We start from the raw sequence: 16,534 nt of genomic DNA, 5'->3' as shown, positions 1-16,534 counted from the left end.
CTCCTCGGAAATTATTAATCTGACAATATGGTCTTAAGCTGAGCTAAGGTAGATTCCTTATCCCCGCTATTATCAATAATCCTATCTGCATGCTCTCTAAAGGATGCATCGCTACGTTGAGACATGATAGTATTTTTTATTCTTTCAACCCCATAGCCTCTTGATTCCATAAGGCGTTTTGTCCTTATTTCTTCATCGGCATATATATACCACATCTCATCAACAAGTTTACCATATCCACATTCTATGAGCAATGCAGCTTCAAAGAAAAAATACTCTATATTGTGCTTTTTTCGTTCTTCCTCTACTTGATTTAGTACTTCCCTTTCTACTGCTGGGTGCACTATACCATTCACCGACTCCCTAAGATTATCATCTGCAAACATAAGCTTTGCCATAAGTGGACGATTAATCTGTCCGTCAGTTCCTACAATGCTCTCAGGCCATGGAAGACCTACCACTGCCTCAAAGCATTGTGTGCCTGCCATCATGAGCTGGGCAGCCACTTCATCTGCAAGTAAAATCCTGCAATTAAAATTTTCTTTTAGTAAAGAGAGCACCGTGCTTTTGCCAGCGCCGATGCCCCCTGTAATTCCAATAAATTTCATATTAATTGTTAAATTACCTTTTACTCTGCTGTTTCTGTTGTCTCAGCAGTTGTTTCCATTCTAGTTCTCTTTAAGTAATCGTATGCACCACCCATAGCAAGTGTAAGGTAAGGTGTTACGAAGAAGATATCAAGAATACCTAATGTAAATACAGCAAGGATTGCCCATCCAATGAAGCTTAACTCAAGTACGAATAAGCTCCACTTGAAGCCTGATGTCATCTGCTTAGACATTGCGAAGCACTCCTTGATTGAAAGGTCTGGTCTGTCAATAAGAAGGTATGGCATCATTGAATACTGATAAGCCTTAACAATACCAGGAATGATGAAAAGTAAAGACCAAAGGAAAGTATAGATACCTACTAAGATCATACCACCTAATACTCTACCAAAGTTACCATCCTTGAAAGCTGCGAATAAATCGCCAACCTCTGGAGCATCTCCTCTGTAAACTCTGTATGCAAAACGTGCAATACCAACTTCAAATAACATTGAAATTAAGCCACCCACAATTGATAAGCATGATGTGAATAATGATGTTGTTGGTACGTAATCTACTCCTGCAAGTGAAGCCTGAACTGTAGCTACAGTACTTGGAATCTGTGCTACTCCAATGATAACACCGCTAAGGATTGATCCTAATAATAGGATACCAATTACTGGCCAATAGTTAGCCTTAAGTGCTGCTTTTGCATTTGATTTGATTTCTTGTCTTGGGAACATAACTCTTTTTTTCTCCTTTTCTACTTTTTAATGAGCCTCAGCCCAGTTATTTCCAGCATTCATATCTATTTCTAGTTTTACTGAAAGGGCTGCTGCGTTCTCCATTTCCTCGCGAATAAGCTTCTCTACCTGGGAACGTTCCGATTCCAAGGTTTCAACCAACAGCTCATCGTGGACCTGTAATAACAGCTTAGAGTGTAGATGCTCACTAAGCAGTCTATCATGTACTCTGACCATGGCAATCTTGATAATATCAGCAGCTGTGCCCTGTATAGGGGAATTCATCGCCACTCTCTCACCAAACTGTCTTGTCATAAAGTTTGAGGATGAAAGTTCTGGAATCGGACGACGTCTGCCATACATGGTAGTTACATAGCCCTTTTCTTTACCTTCAGCCTTTAAGCCCTCTAGAAATACATGCATTTTTGGATATGCCAAAAAGTAATTATCAATGTATTCCTGTGCTTCACCCCTGCTTACATCTATATCTTTAGCAAGACCAAATGCACTAATGCCATAAACAATACCGAAATTAACGGCCTTTGCCCTACGACGCTGCAAATCCGTAACCTCTTCAAACGGTGTTGAAAACACAAGTGAGGCTGTGGAGCGGTGAATGTCCTGTCCTGCCTTAAACGCACCTATCAGATTGTCGTCACCAGACATATGTGCCAACACCCTAAGCTCAATCTGAGAGTAATCCGCGTCTAAGAAAACATAACCCTCCTTCGGATGGAATACCTTTCTAATCTCCTTACCAAGTTCCATTCTGATTGGAATGTTCTGAAGATTAGGCTCGGTAGAGCTGATTCGCCCTGTTGCAGTTACAGTCTGCATGAAAGTAGAACGAACTCTGCCATCTGAATCTACGCAATTTGCAAGGCCATCAGCGTATGTGCTTTTTAGCTTTGCTAGCTGTCTATACTCTAATATATCACATATTATTGGATTTGTAGAGGAAAGTTCTTCCAAAACATCAGCAGCTGTAGAATAACCTGTCTTTGTTTTTTTACCTCCCTGAATTCCAAGCTTCTCAAAAAGTACGATTCCAAGCTGCTTTGGAGAATTAATGTTAAACTGTTCCCCTGCCTGCTCATAAATATTTTTTTCAAGCTCTGCTATTCTAACCGCAAGCTTATCACCAAATTCAGCCAAAGCCTTGGCATCCATGGCAATTCCTGCAATTTCCATATCAAACAAGGTATATACTAAAGGAAGCTCGATTTCATCGTAAATCTTGAGCATGCCCTCTTCCTTTATTTCTGCAATAACCTTTTCAAAAGCGGCGTAAGCTACATAAGCATTGTAACAAGCGTAGGTAGTTACAGCCTCAAGCATGCTGTCGTCCTCTAAGGCTGCTTCAAGCTTTTTCTTGCCAAATAAATCTGCCGCAGCTGGAATGATGATGGAAAGCACTTCGCTAGCCACATCATCTGCTGTGTAATCATTTTTAGTAGGATTGTGTAGATATGCTGCCACTGTCACATCACAAGCTGATGGGAAAATGACTGCCTTACCACCTTTTTCTTCAACAGCCTGCTTCTCAGAATCACCAAGAAGGTTGTAGATTAAATGCATGGCATTCTTTAAATCCCAGAAGCAAAGCCTTACATCTGCTGCACTTACCTCCATAAGCTTGTGTGCAACGTAATCAGGTGTGATAAAGCCTGCGCAATCTATATAAATAGTAGAATCTCCTACAGAAAGTGCTACACCCTTTATAGTTTTATCTGAGCCTGCCATAATGCTAGCGCCGATGAAGGCTTTTCCACTTTTCTTTAAATCTGAAAAGAAGTTTTCCACATCACCAAGGTCAGATATCCTCTTAAAGGTTTCAGAAGTGGTATCCTGCACCTTTTCTGTGGTAGTGCTTTCAAATCTAGGTAAAAGCTTTTTAAGCTCGTATCTCTTGCAAAGAAGATATGCCTCTTCTGTAAATATGTTTTCAAGCTTTGTACAGCCTTCCTTAAGCTCTATTGGTGCCTGAAGATTAATAGTAGCAAGCTCCTTTGAAAGAACTGCAATATCCCACTGGGCTGCAAGATTCTTTGAAGCTCTAGGTGGCTTCAGCTCTTCTACATGAGCGTAGCACTCCTCGATAGAGCCATATTTCTGAATAAGGGCAGATGCTGTCTTTTCACCGATTCCCTCAACACCAGGGATGTTATCTGAAGCATCACCCATAAGAGCTTTAATATCGATAAACTGCTTTGGAGTAACTCCGTAAAGAGCCTGTACATCCTTAGCGTAATACTGTTCTATTTCTGTTCCTGTCTTTTTAGTCTTTGGAATGGAGATTTTAACCTTTTCAGTGGCAAGCTGAAGTAAATCTCTATCTCCTGATACGATAGTGACATCAAAGCCCTTTTCCTCTCCCATTCTAGAAAGAGTACCAAGGATATCATCAGCTTCCCAGCCCTCCAAAGTAATAACTGGAACTCCCATAGCTTTAAGCATTTCCTGGATACGTGGAATCTGCTCCTTAAGCTCTGGAAGCATAGGCTTACGTGTGCCCTTGTATGCATCAAACATCTTGTGACGGAAGGTTGGTGCATGTACATCGAATGCAACAGCAAAATTATCTGGCTGCTCATCCTCTATAAATTTGAACATCATATTCAAGAAACCAAAAATGGCGCCGGTGTGTTCTCCGGCGCTATTTGTAAGGTCTGGGACTCCATAAAAAGCCCTGTTTGCAATACTATGTCCATCCATTAAAAGTAATTTCATAACATTAGTCCTAGTCTTTCTAAATTTTACGCTTGTTACGTGAACAAGCCCTAAATATTTTTCACTCAGCTAGGATGCTTCGTTCAAAACATTTAGTGCTTGTTCACTACAAGCTTGTGTTTAGATGTACCTAATACAACCTAGTATTTTATATCTCACGTGTTTCCTTAGCGAGCCATGCGTTTTCCTCGTCGGTGAGGTATGGCTTGAGTGTTTCGCGAACCATTGCGTGGTAGTCGTTAAGAGTCTTCTTTTCGTATTCTGTAAGCATCTCTGGAATAACTGCATCCAATTCGTATGGGCAGTATGTGATTGCTTCGAAATGACGGAACTCGCCGTATTCTGTAGTCTCGCCTGGTACGCAAAGGAGTTCGTTTTCGATACGGATACCGAAGCCGTCTTCAATGTAAAGACCTGGCTCATCTGTTGTGATCATGCCTGGCTGGATTTCTGCTGATGGTCCACCATTAACAGTTCTCCAACGGAAGTTGTTAGGTCCTTCGTGTACGTTAAGGATGTGACCTACACCGTGGCCTGTACCACATCTGTAATCAAGTCCCATATCCCAAACTGGTCCACGTGAAAGGATGTCAAGGTTTGCTCCTGTAGCTCCCTTAGGGAAGTTTGCAGCCATAAGTCTTAAGTGGCAACGAAGAACTACTGTATAGTATTCCTTCATCTGCTGTGTAAGCTCGCCAAGTGCGATAGTTCTAGTGATATCTGTAGTACCCTCAAGGTAGTGGGCTCCTGAATCAACAAGCAAAAATCCCTCTGGCTTAAGGGTTGCTTCAGAACCAGCCTTTGCACTGTAATGCATCATTGCAGCGTTTGGTCCGTAAGCAGAAATAGTGCCAAATGAAAGGTCCACATAGTTTTCCTGCTCCTTACGTCTAGCCTCGTAGTAGTCAGAAGCTGTGATTTCTGTCATTGGAATCTTGCCAACGTTTTCCTTGATGTATTTGATAGCCTTTGTACAAGCTACGCCATCCTTAATGTGGGCAATGCGTGTGTTCTTGATTTCTGTTTCGTTCTTGATAGCACGCATAAGCTCTGATGGGTTCTTTCCATCGATAATCTTAGCTGAGCCCTTAAGAGCCTTAACAAGGTTGTAGTTAACAATGCTCTCGTCAAGAAGTACTCTTCTATCTGCCATATCAGCGCTCTGCATGTAGTGATATACCATATCGTATGGATAAAGCTTAACGCCGTTTTCGTTGAGGTAGCTCATAGCCTCCTCTGGCCAGTTTGTTGTATCTGTAAATAAAATGATGCTATCGTCTGTAATAAGAAGGAATGAAAGGAAAACTGGTACGTTGTCGATATCATTTCCTCTAAGGTTCATGATGTAAGCAATATCGTAAAGGCATGTAATAAGATGTGCATCTGCCTTTTTCTTTTTCATCTCTTCTCTGATGCGGCTTACCTTTGACTGCATAGTCTCGCCAGAGAATTCGTCTGCAAGTACCCATGTAGTAGCCTTTGGAAGTGCAGGTCTGTCCTCCCAAATCATATCTACTAAATCTTCTGTTGTAGCAAGCTCGCCGCCCTTTTCCTGCGCAATTTCAAAATATTTTGCAGCATTCTTAGCTGAAACGCATCTGCCGTCAAAGCCAAGGCAACCGCCTGATGGGAAATTGTTTTCGATAAATTCGTTAACCTCTGGAACGTTTGGCTCGCCCATGCGCTCTAAGATTACCTCTGAACCAGCAATCTGCTTTGCAGCCTGAACGAAATATCTGCCATCTGCCCAAAGATGTGCCTCTGTAAGTGTGATTACAGCTGTACCAGCTGAACCTGTAAATCCTGTAATAAAGCTACGTGCCTTAAAATGCTCTCCTACATATTCTGATGAATGAAAATCGTCTGTTGGGATGAGGTACATATCGATACCTCTCTCTTTCATTAAATCACGCAAAGCTGCGATTTTCTCATTAGTTGTCATTGCTAAATATCTCCTATCTATTATTATTCTCAGGTGTGATCCAATCCACACCTTCTTCTAAATCACTGTGCTTAAGCTGTGAAATTTGATCAATCAACCACATTGCTGATTCAGAAAGGTCTTCTTCTGTAAAATCTGAAAGCTTATCACAATCAGCATTGATCATGGCAGAACCTTCATCCTTGTTTGAAAGATTCCACATGCAAGAAGATACACCATATTCCTTGCGAATCATATCATACCAATAATCAGCCTCTTTATCATTCAAGTCTCCATCTCCATCAGCATCTACCAAACCATACTCTGAAATGAAAACTGGAAGACCTTCATCCAACGCATCTCTAAGAGCGTTTCTTTCAGCTTTATGATGAGTGCCTGCATAAAAATGATATGTGTACATGATATTATCAAAATCAAGTGGTTTATCTAAAACTGAATCTAAATCGGTAGCCCACTTAGGTGTTCCCACTAAAATGATAGCATCCTTATCAACATTTCTGATGACCGGAATAACCTCGTTAGCGTATCTTCTAACGTCATTCCAAGTGGTATCTCCATTTGGTTCGTTACAAATTTCGTAGATAACATTCTCGTTATCCTTGTATTTGCGCACCATTTCACCGAAGAACTGAATAGCATCAGCCTTATATTCGTTAGGGTCTGCATCATTTAATGTGTGCCAGTCAATAATGACATACATATCGTTATCAGTTGCAGCTTCTACTGCATCATCAATAATATCCTTAAGCTTTTCCTGGTTTTCCTTACCTGCCACACAATAACCATTATAGTCGCTTGTGTACATAGCAAGTCTGATGACATTGATGCCCCAGGTATCTCTTAAGGATTTGAGAGTCTCTGCTGAAGCATATTCTGGATACCAGTTAATTCCATGAGTGCTGACGCCCATAAGAAGAACCTCATGGCCATCTGCATCTACAAGATGAGAATCCTCAACAGCAAGCTTGCCATAATATTTAAGCTTCATATCGTTAAGAAGATTATCAACAGGCTCTTCTTCAGTTTTTTCTGTTTCTTTTTCTACAGCTGCCTCTGCTTCTTCTTTGGCTTTCTTAAGCTCTTGTTCCTTTTTGGCGGACTCGTCCTGTTTCTTTTCCTTTATTACAAGCTTAGGCTCTTCCTTTGCAGGCTCCTTCACCTGTTCAGTTTTAGCTTCGCTATTTTGAAGCTGCCAAGGGAAAGTAACCCTGCCCTTAACAAAGCTGATTCCAAAAACTCCGCCAACAATAACTATAGCAAGAACTATTACAAGTATGACTGTTAAGAACTTCTGCTTCTTACTAACCATTATAATCCTCCCAATTAGTCAAATGATATAGTAGCCTCTCCATTGTGTGAGTACTGAATGTAGTCGTAAAGACGTGAGCTTGTGAGCAAATCAAGAGCCTCTAAATCGAAGTCATAATCTGCAAAATCCACCTCGTCGATAAACTTATCTAATTCCTCGTTGCTGAGAGAATTAACATATTCTTTTATTTCTAATATTGTTTTTCCTGTTAAATCGTACATATAAAACCTCTTTTCTAATCTGTAATTAATTATTCTCTATGGGACATATTTTACTACAATCTATGGCTTTAAAAAAGATGATTTTATTGTGAATACTATTGCTATAAATAGTTATATTTGCTAACGTATTAGTGTAGGGATGAATCAACAAGCTTTTTTAGAAGCTAGTTAGGATAATGTATTATGAGAAAGAAACCAAAACTATCTAAAAATGTTTGTAAAGATGTGGTATTATGCCGTACAACTAACAGACAGGTATCTAATCGCACATCTGATTTGCTTTTAGAGCAGTCAGTAGCGTTTTCTAAATCTTTCCAGCCCATTCCATTTTTCCTTCGCAGAAAATACAATGGTGCTCGTCAGTTTTATATTATTTCAATCAGCAGAATTCAATACTCTAAGGCTAGACACGCTCTCACTTTGCTGGAGGAGCGCGATTTAAGCAGATTGTGGTTGAATGTAATATAATCTGATATCTAACCATGTCATTAACAAGAATTCTACTACCTAACAATAAAAAAACAATTTCAGATAGTAGTGTAAATTCTTAAACTTACTATCTACAAAAAATATTTGTCAGTAGATAGTAGTATGATATAGCATAATTACTATCTGACGTGAAAAACAAAAAATAGATAGTAACACATTAATTAACAATTACTACCTGTATAATAAAATCTTTATACAGATAGTAATAACACCATAATCATTTACTATCTGTAACAAAAAAATGCAATCCAGATAGTAAATATCCATTCAAGCACTACTATCTCACATAAAAAACCTTTGACTAGATAGTAATATCATTAAACACCAACAACAAAATAGAGATTTTTAATTAGCATCAGCAATGATGCTTTCTTTATTTACTTATGAATGCATAGCGTGTACAATGTAGTATATACATTGTATAACTATAGGAGGAGCGATATGCAAGTTTCCATTAAAAAATGGGGAAATAGTCAGGGGATTATTTTGCCAAAAGAAATCATGGAATTAATGAATGCTAAAATAGGCGATGCATTGGATGCTGTTATTGATAATGGTAAATTAACTCTACAACCTGCCAAAAAACAATTTACGCATAAGACGCTTGAAGAAAGAATGGATGAGACAGGATTACAGCTTTCTTTTGGTCATGAGATAGAGTGGGGAGAAAGCCGAGGTAGTGAGTTGTGGTAAGCCAAGGAGAAATTATTAAAGTTGAAGGCATAAAAAACCATTTATTAGTTGTTAGCCGTGATATAATTAATGAAAATGAAGTTTGCATTGTGATTCCTTTAAGTAACAACTTTAGCGAATCTGTCACTCATATTAAAAATTCATTTTCTAAAGATTTACTTATTACAGAACAGCTAAGATATATTGATTTAAATACACGTTTCTATAAAAAACTTGGGACTTTACCACTAAATGAAATGCAAAATATAATAGATGTTATACAGGGATTATTCGATATTTTATAATTCAGTACAAATAATAGCAAAGTAGGAGGTATTGACTAAAATGAAAATCGGTTTTATTGGAACAGGTAACATGGGTTCTGCCATGATGGGTGGAATTATTTCTGCCGGTATGGTAGATGCAGAGGATGTGATGGCCAGTGATATTTTCCAGGCTGCTCTTGATAAAGTTAGCGAAGATTTTGGTGTAAAGACCAGCACTAACAATAGAGATGCTGTTGAATTTGCTGATATCGTATTTTTAGCAGTTAAGCCTCAGTATTTAGCACATGTAATTGATGGCATCAAGGATATGGATTTTAACAATAAGATTGTTGTAAGCATCGCTGCAGGCCAGTCGCTTGAAAAGCTTTCAGAGCTGTTTGGCAAGAAGCTTAAGCTTATTCGTGTAATGCCTAACACTCCTGCCCTTGTTGGCGAGGCCATGAGCGCTCTTAGCCCTAACGAACTGGTATCTGACGAGGAAGCAACAGATATACTAAAGCTTTTCGAATCCTTCGGAAAGGCTGAGATTGTTCCTGAAAGACTTCAGGATGCAGTTGTAGGAATCAGCGGTTCTTCACCTGCCTATGTATTTATGTTTATAGAGGCACTGGCAGATGGTGCCGTAGCAGAAGGCATGCCTCGTGCACAAGCTTACAAATTCGCAGCACAGGCCGTTCTTGGTTCTGCCAAAATGGTTCTTGAAACAGGTGAACATCCTGGCGTACTTAAGGATCAGGTTTGCTCACCAGGTGGCACTACTATTGAGGCTGTTGCAACACTTGAAGCACTTGGCTTTAGAAATGCGGTTATTGAAGCTGAAAGGGTTTGTATTGATAAATCTAGAGAATTGTAAAAAAATAACTGATGAGGGGCATTTGTAGACACAGCCCTCATCAGTCACCTTCGGTGACAGCTTCCCCCTTTGGGGGAAGCCTTTTTTTACATTGTCACATATACAGGTAATCCATCTTTATATTCAAGCTTTGGCTCTCCGATAACCAAAGGCTTTAAGTATTCAATCATTTCATCCGTAACCCAATTGTGAGTTGAATTAATCCACTCCTTAGGCACTTCCTTTGCTTCATTAGCAATATCATGTATCTTGGCGTAATCGTATTCAACAGTATATGGCGCGTTGCTTGTGCGCTTTAAGATAACCATCGCACCTGTAACTCCATCCTCAGCATACTTAACTCCATGCTTACCAAGCTCTACAGATTCTTCGATATCCGTAAGCGAGCACATGTGAGCAGCTGCACGCTGAAGTACGTTTACCTCGATAGAACGGCACTTGCAACCAAGTCTGTCCTTTACAAGATATTCAAGTGTCTTTCCAGCACCCGAAAGCTGGGCATGTCCAAAGTTATCAAGTGTTCCTGTTGATGCTGAGATATATTCTCCTGCTGCATCACGAATCCCCTCTGAAACTGCAACAACGATGTTTGTCTTTTCCTTAAGAAGACGAGACAAATCGTTAACAAAAATCTCTGTGTTAAATGGAACCTCAGGTAAGTAAATTAAATCTGGGCCTGCACAGTATTCGTTTCTGGCAAGTGATGTAGCTGCTGTAAGCCATCCTGCATCACGTCCCATTACTTCGATGATAGTTACGCTAGGTGAATTGTAAATCTTAGCGTCGTATACTACTTCCATTGTGGTAGTAGCGATGTATTTAGCTGCCGAACCAAAACCTGGTGTATGGTCTGTGACACAAAGGTCATTATCAATTGTTTTAGGGACTCCAATAAATCTGATGTGTGAATCGATTTGTTTTGCGTATGCAGAAAGCTTATCAACGGTATCCATAGAATCATTTCCGCCGATGTAGAAAAATGCGTCGATATTGTACTTATCGAACTGCTCGAAAAGATGCTTGTAAATAGGGTCATTTGACTCAACACTAGGTAGCTTAAAGCGGCATGAACCTAAAAACATAGCAGGTGTTGTTTTAAGTTGTTTAATAAAGTTTGGATCTGAATTTGCGATTTTTCCAAGGTCGATGACGTTATCATCTTTGATACCGAGAATTCCATTTAAGGAACCGTAGATATTATCGTATTTTGAGGCAAGTGCTCCCTCGATGACACCAGCAAGACTGGCATTAATTGCAACAGTAGGACCACCTGACTGTGCGACGATTGCGTTACCCATGATATATCCTCCCATTAATTGCTCATCAGAGCTTATTAATGGTTATTTTACCATAAGTAGATGGGAGGATGAATAGGTATTTTTATATTATTCCATCTTAGCTAAAATAAGCTTTTCCAAATATGCGATACGTGCGCATACTGTAAAGATTTTAGCTGCCTGTTCAAGCTCTTCGATTGGTGGAAGAGATGGAGCAAAGCGGATAATTGAATCGCCTGGATCCATGTGATATGGGAATGGTGCGCCGGCTGGTGTAAGCTTAACGCCTGCCTCTGATGCTAAATCTACGATACGAGTAGCTGTTCCCTTTGGAGCCTCAAATGTGATGAAATATCCACCCTTTGGTGAAATCCATGAACCGCATCCAGGACCTGTTAAATCCTCTTCCATTGTCTTAATAACAAGCTCAAACTTAGGACGAAGAATCTTTGCATGTCTCTCCATGTGCTTAGATACTGATTCCACATCCTGGAAGTATCTAGCATGGCGAAGCATGTTGATTTTATCAAATCCGATTGTCTGAACAGTAAGTGTCTTCTTAAGTTCTTCACGGTTGTTGTGGTTGCAAGCGATTGCAGCGATACCTCCACCTGCAAATGTAATCTTGGATGTAGATGCAAATTCAAATACAAGATTTGGATTGTCTGCTTCCTCACACTCGTGAAGGATATTTAAAATCTTGCTCTTTTCCTTGTAAAGATGATGTACCGCATAAGCGTTATCCCAGAATACTCTAAAATCCTTAGCTGCTGGCTTAAGGTTTGCCATACGTCTAACAACCTCATCCGAATATACTATACCCTGTGGATTAGAATATTTAGGTACGCACCAAATACCCTTGATACTATCGTCTGCGGCAACAAGGCCTTCGATAACATCCATATCTGGACCGTCCTCGTTCATAGGAACGTTAATCATATCAAATCCAAAATGCTGTGTGATAGCAAAATGTCTGTCATAACCTGGAACTGGGCATAACCATCTTACACGCTCAAGCTTGCACCATGGTGTGCATCCATCGAAACCAAACATGTAACCACGGGCAACCGTATCAAACATGATATTAAGAGATGAGTTACCACATACGATAACCTGCTCTGGCTGGCAATCCATGATTTCTGCCATAAGATGCTGTGCCTCTACGATACCTTCAAGCTGACCGTAGTTTCTGGTCTCTACACCATTCATACACTTCATAAGTGACTTTCCATCAAGGATATCGAATAGTGGCATAGATAGGTTAAGCTGTTCAAGTGATGGCTTTCCACGGCTCATATCAAGCTTAAGGCCCTTTGCCTGCCATGCTACATACTCTTTTCTGAGTAGTTCCTTCTCTGCTGCTAATTCTTCTGGGGTCATTTCAGTGTACTTTTTCATAGTTGTCCTCTCTCTCTTTCTATATATGAAATGTCATACCCTCATCAGTCAGCTGCGCTGACAGCTTCCCCCTACTTAAGGGGGAAGCCTCTTAGTGGGTTCTTATGTATTCTAAATAATCTTTAATTTGCTTTTCGTAGCCAAGGTCCCCTGGCTTGTAGAAATCACCGATTTCAAGTCCCTCAGGCAGATACCTTTGGTGGGAAAAATGATTTGGGAAATCGTGTGCATATTCATATCCAATGCCATGTCCAAGCTTGCCTGCTGATTTGTAATGGGCATCCTGAAGATGTGTTGGGATTGGTCTGGTAGTGTTGTTTTTTACCTCCTGCATAGCAAGGTCAATGGCTCCGTAGGCTGCATTTGACTTTGGTGCACATGCCACATAGGTGGCTGCATGAGATAAAATAATCTGGCATTCTGGCATGCCGATGCGTTCTGTTGCAAGGAATGCTGATGTGGCAACCACAAGGGCCTGTGGGTCTGCATTTCCTACATCCTCTGATGCACATATACAGATACGTCTTGCTATAAATTTTGGATCTTCTCCTGCGTATAGCATCCTTGCCAGATAATATACTGCCGCATCTGGGTCAGAGCCTCTCATACTTTTAATAAAAGCAGAGATGGTGTCATAATGATTATCGCCATCTTTGTCGTATTTGATAACTCTTCTTTGGATGCATTCGCTGGCTACATCTATAGTGATGTGAATCTTACCATCCTCAGACCTGTCTGTAGTAAGAACGCCCAGCTCTATAGCTGTAAGTGCACTTCTGGCATCTCCGTTTGCTATATCTGCTAAAAATTCCAGTGCGTCATCATCGATAATGGCATCATAGCTGCCAAGTCCCTTCTCAACATCTGTAAGGGCTCGCATAATAAGTGTTTTTATATCCTCAGAATCAAGTGGCTTCAGTTCGAAGATGATGGAACGAGACAGAAGCGCTCCGTTTACCTCGAAGTAAGGATTTTCTGTGGTGGCACCTATCAATATGATTGTGCCATCCTCCACAAATGGAAGAAGATAATCCTGCTGGCCTTTATTAAATCTGTGAATCTCGTCTATGAAAAGTATGGTCTTTTTGCCGTAGGCTCCAAGGGTCTGTTTGGCTCCCTCTACCACGGCCTCCATATCCTTTTTACCTGATGTAGTTGCGTTAATTGATGTAAATTCCGCCGATGTTGTGTGGGCAATAACCTGTGCTAGTGTAGTCTTTCCTGTGCCTGGCGGTCCATAAAATATAATAGAAGAAAGCTTGTCCGCCTTGATGGCACGATACAAAAGCTTGTCTTTGCCAATGATATGCTGCTGCCCAACCACTTCATCAAGAGTGGTAGGACGAAGTCTTGCAGCAAGAGGCGATTCTTTTTTCTTCGCTTCCTGCCTCATGTAATCAAATAAATCCATGTAATACCTCTATATAAAAAGATAGTATCAAAAGCGCTCACTTTAATATACTAAAGTATTCACTCTTGATACTATACTATAAATCAATTGTTATTACAATGTTTTCTTGTAATTCTCAATTTCTTCTACTGTAGGCATTACCCTTAAAGCTCCGCGCTTAGTAGTGATGAGAGATGCAGCTGCATTAGCTGTTGTAAGCATAGCCATGAGGCTGTCCTCATCGTAATTGTCGATACCAACCTCAAGCACTGAGTTAAGAACTGAACCCATGAATGTATCACCAGCTCCTGTTGTCTCGATTGTGTTTGGATTAAGGAATGGATTGCATTTAACTACCTTATCACCATAAAGTGCATAGCTGCCATCCTTACCAAGCGTAGCACATACAAGCTTGATTCCGTATCTTTCTTTGATGAGCTGTGCTCCCTTAAGGACGTCAGCCTCGCCTGTAAAGAAAGTAACCTCATCATCAGAAATCTTTAAGATATCACAATTACTAAATCCGTAATCCATCTTTTCCTTTGCAACGCTTAAATCGTTCCAAAGAGGTGGACGTAAGTTAGGATCAAAGCTGATTAAGCAGCCATTATCCTTTGCAAGCTGAATAGCCTTGATTGTGGCATGTTCAACTGTTGAATGTGTCATTGAAAGTGTGCCGAAATGGAAGATTCTGGCACTTCCGATAAGCTCAGGATTAATTTCCTCTGCGCTTAATCTTACATCAGCACCTGGATTTCTATAGAACGAGAAATCTCTGTCTCCATCTTCGTAGGTGTGTACAAAAGCAAGTGTTGTGTGTACCTCATCATCATATTTCAAATTAGAAATATCGATGCCAAGACTCTTAACAGTGTCTGCTAAGATGTGTCCGAAATTGTCGTTTCCTACCTTGCCAATGAATGCTGTGGACTTACCATAATTTTGAAGCATTGCAAGCACGTTACATGGGGCGCCACCTGGGTTGGCCTCAAGAAGTGGGTTACCCTGCTCACTTAACCCGTTTTCAGTGAAATCAATTAATAGCTCGCCTAAAGCAACTACGTCAAATGTTTTACTCATAATCCCTCGCTCTTAAAAATTTAATTTAAATCATATTTTGTGATGCTTACGATAGCATCCTCGTTAGTATTGAAATAGATTCCGTCGCAGGATACATCTGTTGGAAGTGATGCTGTCATAACATACTTACCTTCCTCAAAGAATACCTCCATGCTGTATCTATCCATGACAATTCTAACCTTTATTGTCTCATCTGTCCATGGAATATGAGCACGTCTTTGATGCACTATTGCGCGTCTACTTCCAGAGAACTTTCTGTCAATCTTTGCAATATTTTCCTTTGGACGAAGTACAATATCTGTATGGAATTTGTCATCTGCAGCGATTGAAATAACAAATCTGTCGAACATTGCGTCAAGATCCTTTGGCTTAACCTCAAGCTCCATATCAAGGCATCTACCCTTGATTCCGTCGAATGAAACACCACCTGTGATAGATTCGCTATCACTATCCTTAAGGTCCTTTGTTGCTTCAACAACTGCATCTTTGTACTCTACCTTATTTGTACGCATGTCGTCAAGTTCTTTTATAGGCCACTGACATAATCTGCCGTCCTTGATTGTAACTTCTCTAGGAAGTGACATCTGACCAAACCATGGCTCTCTAGCATCATGAGCACCTGCTGTATCCCAGTTCTGCATCCAGCCAATCATTACACGTCTGCCATCCTTTGTAAGGATTGTTTGCATAGCGTAGAAATCGATTCCGTAATCAACAGCCTGAACATTTTCCTCTGTAAAGGTATCTGTAGCATCATCATAAGAGCCAATAATGCAAAGGTTACCGTTACCATTGTGGAATTCAAAGCCTTCTGGGAGCATATCCTGTGGACTAGTGAGAAGTACGCCCTTTCCATCTAAAGTAAAGAAATCTGGGCACTCCCACATGAGACCATAGCGTCTCTGATTTTCAGCAAAAACTTTTTCAAAATCCCAGTGGATGCAGTCGTCACTCTTGAATAAGAGTAACTGACCACTTCCATCTGCTGGACGGTTTGCTACAAGACATCTGTAGGTTCCATCAGCCTTTTCCCAAATCTTTGGGTCTCTGAAGTCTGTCTTGCTGGCACCCTCTGGAATTAAATCCGAATTGATTACCGGATTATTTTCATATTTTTCATAATCTAGGCCATCGCCTATAGCAATACACTGTGTCTGAAATTCCTTCATCTGTCCATTTTCCACAGTGCGCTTCATAACTCCCGTGTATATGAGCAAATGTCTTCCATCCTTTAAGGTAATGGCGCTTCCTGAGAAAACGCCATCCTTATCGTAATACTCATCTGGTGCAAGTGCTACAGGAAGGAACTCCCAGTGGAGCAAATCCTTACTTACTGCATGACCCCAATGCATTGGTCCCCAATGTGCATCATATGGATGGTACTGATAAAACAAATGGTACTGATCGTTATAGATGCAAAATCCGTTTGGATCGTTCATCCAACCTACTCGTGGAGACAAATGAAATTTTGGTCTTTGCTCCGCTGGAATTAACTTTTCAAAGGCCTCCTCGTATTTTCTAGCCTCTCTCAAAGTTTGACTGTTCATATATCTTCT

15 protein-coding genes are annotated in these 16,534 nt (G+C 40.4%); 4 read left to right on the top strand and 11 right to left on the bottom strand.

Going from position 1 to position 16,534, the window contains the following annotated elements; translation table 11 throughout:
* Window positions 1-14: 14 nt before the first annotated feature.
* From coaE to BM097_RS04420, 6 genes are all read right to left on the bottom strand, one after another.
* Window positions 15-608, bottom strand: coding sequence for a dephospho-CoA kinase (gene coaE, locus BM097_RS04445; protein ID WP_090546301.1), 594 nt, complete (start codon window positions 606-608; stop codon window positions 15-17).
* A gap of 20 nt (window positions 609-628) precedes the next feature.
* Complete coding sequence (locus tag BM097_RS04440) at window positions 629-1,330, bottom strand: DUF975 family protein (protein WP_090546299.1); 702 nt, start codon at window positions 1,328-1,330, stop codon at window positions 629-631.
* Window positions 1,331-1,357: 27 nt separating this feature from the next.
* Window positions 1,358-4,060 (bottom strand): DNA polymerase I, encoded by a 2,703-nt coding sequence (gene polA, locus BM097_RS04435; protein ID WP_090546297.1) that lies wholly within the window; start codon window positions 4,058-4,060, stop codon window positions 1,358-1,360.
* A gap of 148 nt (window positions 4,061-4,208) precedes the next feature.
* Window positions 4,209-6,002 carry an aminopeptidase P family protein gene (locus tag BM097_RS04430; RefSeq protein ID WP_090546295.1) on the bottom strand — a complete coding sequence of 598 codons (1,794 nt, stop codon included), beginning with the start codon at window positions 6,000-6,002 and terminating at the stop codon, window positions 4,209-4,211.
* A gap of 13 nt (window positions 6,003-6,015) precedes the next feature.
* Window positions 6,016-7,311 (bottom strand): glycoside hydrolase family 5 protein, encoded by a 1,296-nt coding sequence (locus tag BM097_RS04425; protein WP_090546293.1) that lies wholly within the window; start codon window positions 7,309-7,311, stop codon window positions 6,016-6,018.
* A 14-nt stretch (window positions 7,312-7,325) separates the two neighbouring features.
* Window positions 7,326-7,532: a hypothetical protein gene (locus tag BM097_RS04420; protein ID WP_090546291.1), complete on the bottom strand. Its 207-nt coding sequence runs from the start codon at window positions 7,530-7,532 to the stop codon at window positions 7,326-7,328.
* 183 nt (window positions 7,533-7,715) lie between these two features.
* Between BM097_RS04420 and BM097_RS04415 the strand changes: the two genes are divergently transcribed.
* The 4 genes from BM097_RS04415 (at window position 7,716) to proC (ending at window position 9,833) form a co-directional block, all read left to right on the top strand.
* Window positions 7,716-8,000 carry a hypothetical protein gene (locus tag BM097_RS04415; protein ID WP_090546289.1) on the top strand — a complete coding sequence of 95 codons (285 nt, stop codon included), beginning with the start codon at window positions 7,716-7,718 and terminating at the stop codon, window positions 7,998-8,000.
* A 462-nt stretch (window positions 8,001-8,462) separates the two neighbouring features.
* Window positions 8,463-8,714 (top strand): AbrB/MazE/SpoVT family DNA-binding domain-containing protein, encoded by a 252-nt coding sequence (locus BM097_RS04410; protein ID WP_177197369.1) that lies wholly within the window; start codon window positions 8,463-8,465, stop codon window positions 8,712-8,714.
* Window positions 8,708-8,998 (top strand): type II toxin-antitoxin system PemK/MazF family toxin, encoded by a 291-nt coding sequence (locus BM097_RS04405; protein WP_090546286.1) that lies wholly within the window; start codon window positions 8,708-8,710, stop codon window positions 8,996-8,998. The genes BM097_RS04410 and BM097_RS04405 overlap by 7 nt, the downstream gene beginning before the upstream one ends.
* Window positions 8,999-9,038: 40 nt before the next feature.
* Window positions 9,039-9,833, top strand: coding sequence for a pyrroline-5-carboxylate reductase (gene proC, locus BM097_RS04400; RefSeq protein WP_090546284.1), 795 nt, complete (start codon window positions 9,039-9,041; stop codon window positions 9,831-9,833).
* An 86-nt stretch (window positions 9,834-9,919) separates the two neighbouring features.
* Here the strand turns inward: proC and BM097_RS04395 are convergent, their stop codons facing one another.
* From BM097_RS04395 to BM097_RS04375, 5 genes are all read right to left on the bottom strand, one after another.
* Window positions 9,920-11,131: a 6-phosphofructokinase gene (locus BM097_RS04395; protein ID WP_090546282.1), complete on the bottom strand. Its 1,212-nt coding sequence runs from the start codon at window positions 11,129-11,131 to the stop codon at window positions 9,920-9,922.
* An 87-nt stretch (window positions 11,132-11,218) separates the two neighbouring features.
* Window positions 11,219-12,508, bottom strand: coding sequence for an aspartate aminotransferase type Ic (locus BM097_RS04390; protein WP_090546280.1), 1,290 nt, complete (start codon window positions 12,506-12,508; stop codon window positions 11,219-11,221).
* 91 nt (window positions 12,509-12,599) lie between these two features.
* On the bottom strand, window positions 12,600-13,919 hold the full coding sequence (locus tag BM097_RS04385) for a replication-associated recombination protein A (protein WP_090546278.1): 1,320 nt from the start codon (window positions 13,917-13,919) through the stop codon (window positions 12,600-12,602).
* A gap of 93 nt (window positions 13,920-14,012) precedes the next feature.
* Entirely contained in the window at window positions 14,013-14,978 is a 966-nt protein-coding gene (locus BM097_RS04380; RefSeq protein ID WP_330389554.1) for a carbohydrate kinase family protein, read from the bottom strand.
* 20 nt (window positions 14,979-14,998) lie between these two features.
* Window positions 14,999-16,525: a glycoside hydrolase family 32 protein gene (locus tag BM097_RS04375; RefSeq protein WP_090546273.1), complete on the bottom strand. Its 1,527-nt coding sequence runs from the start codon at window positions 16,523-16,525 to the stop codon at window positions 14,999-15,001.
* Between the last annotated feature and the right edge of the window lie 9 nt (window positions 16,526-16,534).

Origin of the sequence: Pseudobutyrivibrio sp. OR37 (assembly GCF_900113655.1) — a bacterium.
In the GTDB taxonomy this organism is placed as follows: domain Bacteria; phylum Bacillota; class Clostridia; order Lachnospirales; family Lachnospiraceae; genus Pseudobutyrivibrio.
The sequence above is the reverse complement of the archived record's forward strand: the minus strand, read 5'-3'. Positions and strand labels throughout refer to the sequence as shown.

Excerpts from the sequence above, each read along its gene's own strand:
- coaE (WP_090546301.1), bottom strand. The coding sequence starts at position 608 with ATGAAATTTATTGGAATTACAGGGGGCATCGGCGCTGGCAAAAGCACG.
- BM097_RS04440 (WP_090546299.1), bottom strand. The coding sequence starts at position 1,330 with ATGTTCCCAAGACAAGAAATCAAATCAAATGCAAAAGCAGCACTTAAG.
- polA (WP_090546297.1), bottom strand. The coding sequence starts at position 4,060 with ATGAAATTACTTTTAATGGATGGACATAGTATTGCAAACAGGGCTTTT.
- BM097_RS04430 (WP_090546295.1), bottom strand. The coding sequence starts at position 6,002 with ATGACAACTAATGAGAAAATCGCAGCTTTGCGTGATTTAATGAAAGAG.
- BM097_RS04425 (WP_090546293.1), bottom strand. The coding sequence starts at position 7,311 with ATGGTTAGTAAGAAGCAGAAGTTCTTAACAGTCATACTTGTAATAGTT.
- BM097_RS04420 (WP_090546291.1), bottom strand. The coding sequence starts at position 7,532 with ATGTACGATTTAACAGGAAAAACAATATTAGAAATAAAAGAATATGTT.
- BM097_RS04415 (WP_090546289.1), top strand. The coding sequence starts at position 7,716 with ATGAGAAAGAAACCAAAACTATCTAAAAATGTTTGTAAAGATGTGGTA.
- BM097_RS04410 (WP_177197369.1), top strand. The coding sequence starts at position 8,463 with ATGCAAGTTTCCATTAAAAAATGGGGAAATAGTCAGGGGATTATTTTG.
- proC (WP_090546284.1), top strand. The coding sequence starts at position 9,039 with ATGAAAATCGGTTTTATTGGAACAGGTAACATGGGTTCTGCCATGATG.
- BM097_RS04395 (WP_090546282.1), bottom strand. The coding sequence starts at position 11,131 with ATGGGTAACGCAATCGTCGCACAGTCAGGTGGTCCTACTGTTGCAATT.
- BM097_RS04390 (WP_090546280.1), bottom strand. The coding sequence starts at position 12,508 with ATGAAAAAGTACACTGAAATGACCCCAGAAGAATTAGCAGCAGAGAAG.
- BM097_RS04385 (WP_090546278.1), bottom strand. The coding sequence starts at position 13,919 with ATGGATTTATTTGATTACATGAGGCAGGAAGCGAAGAAAAAAGAATCG.
- BM097_RS04380 (WP_330389554.1), bottom strand. The coding sequence starts at position 14,978 with ATGAGTAAAACATTTGACGTAGTTGCTTTAGGCGAGCTATTAATTGAT.
- BM097_RS04375 (WP_090546273.1), bottom strand. The coding sequence starts at position 16,525 with ATGAACAGTCAAACTTTGAGAGAGGCTAGAAAATACGAGGAGGCCTTT.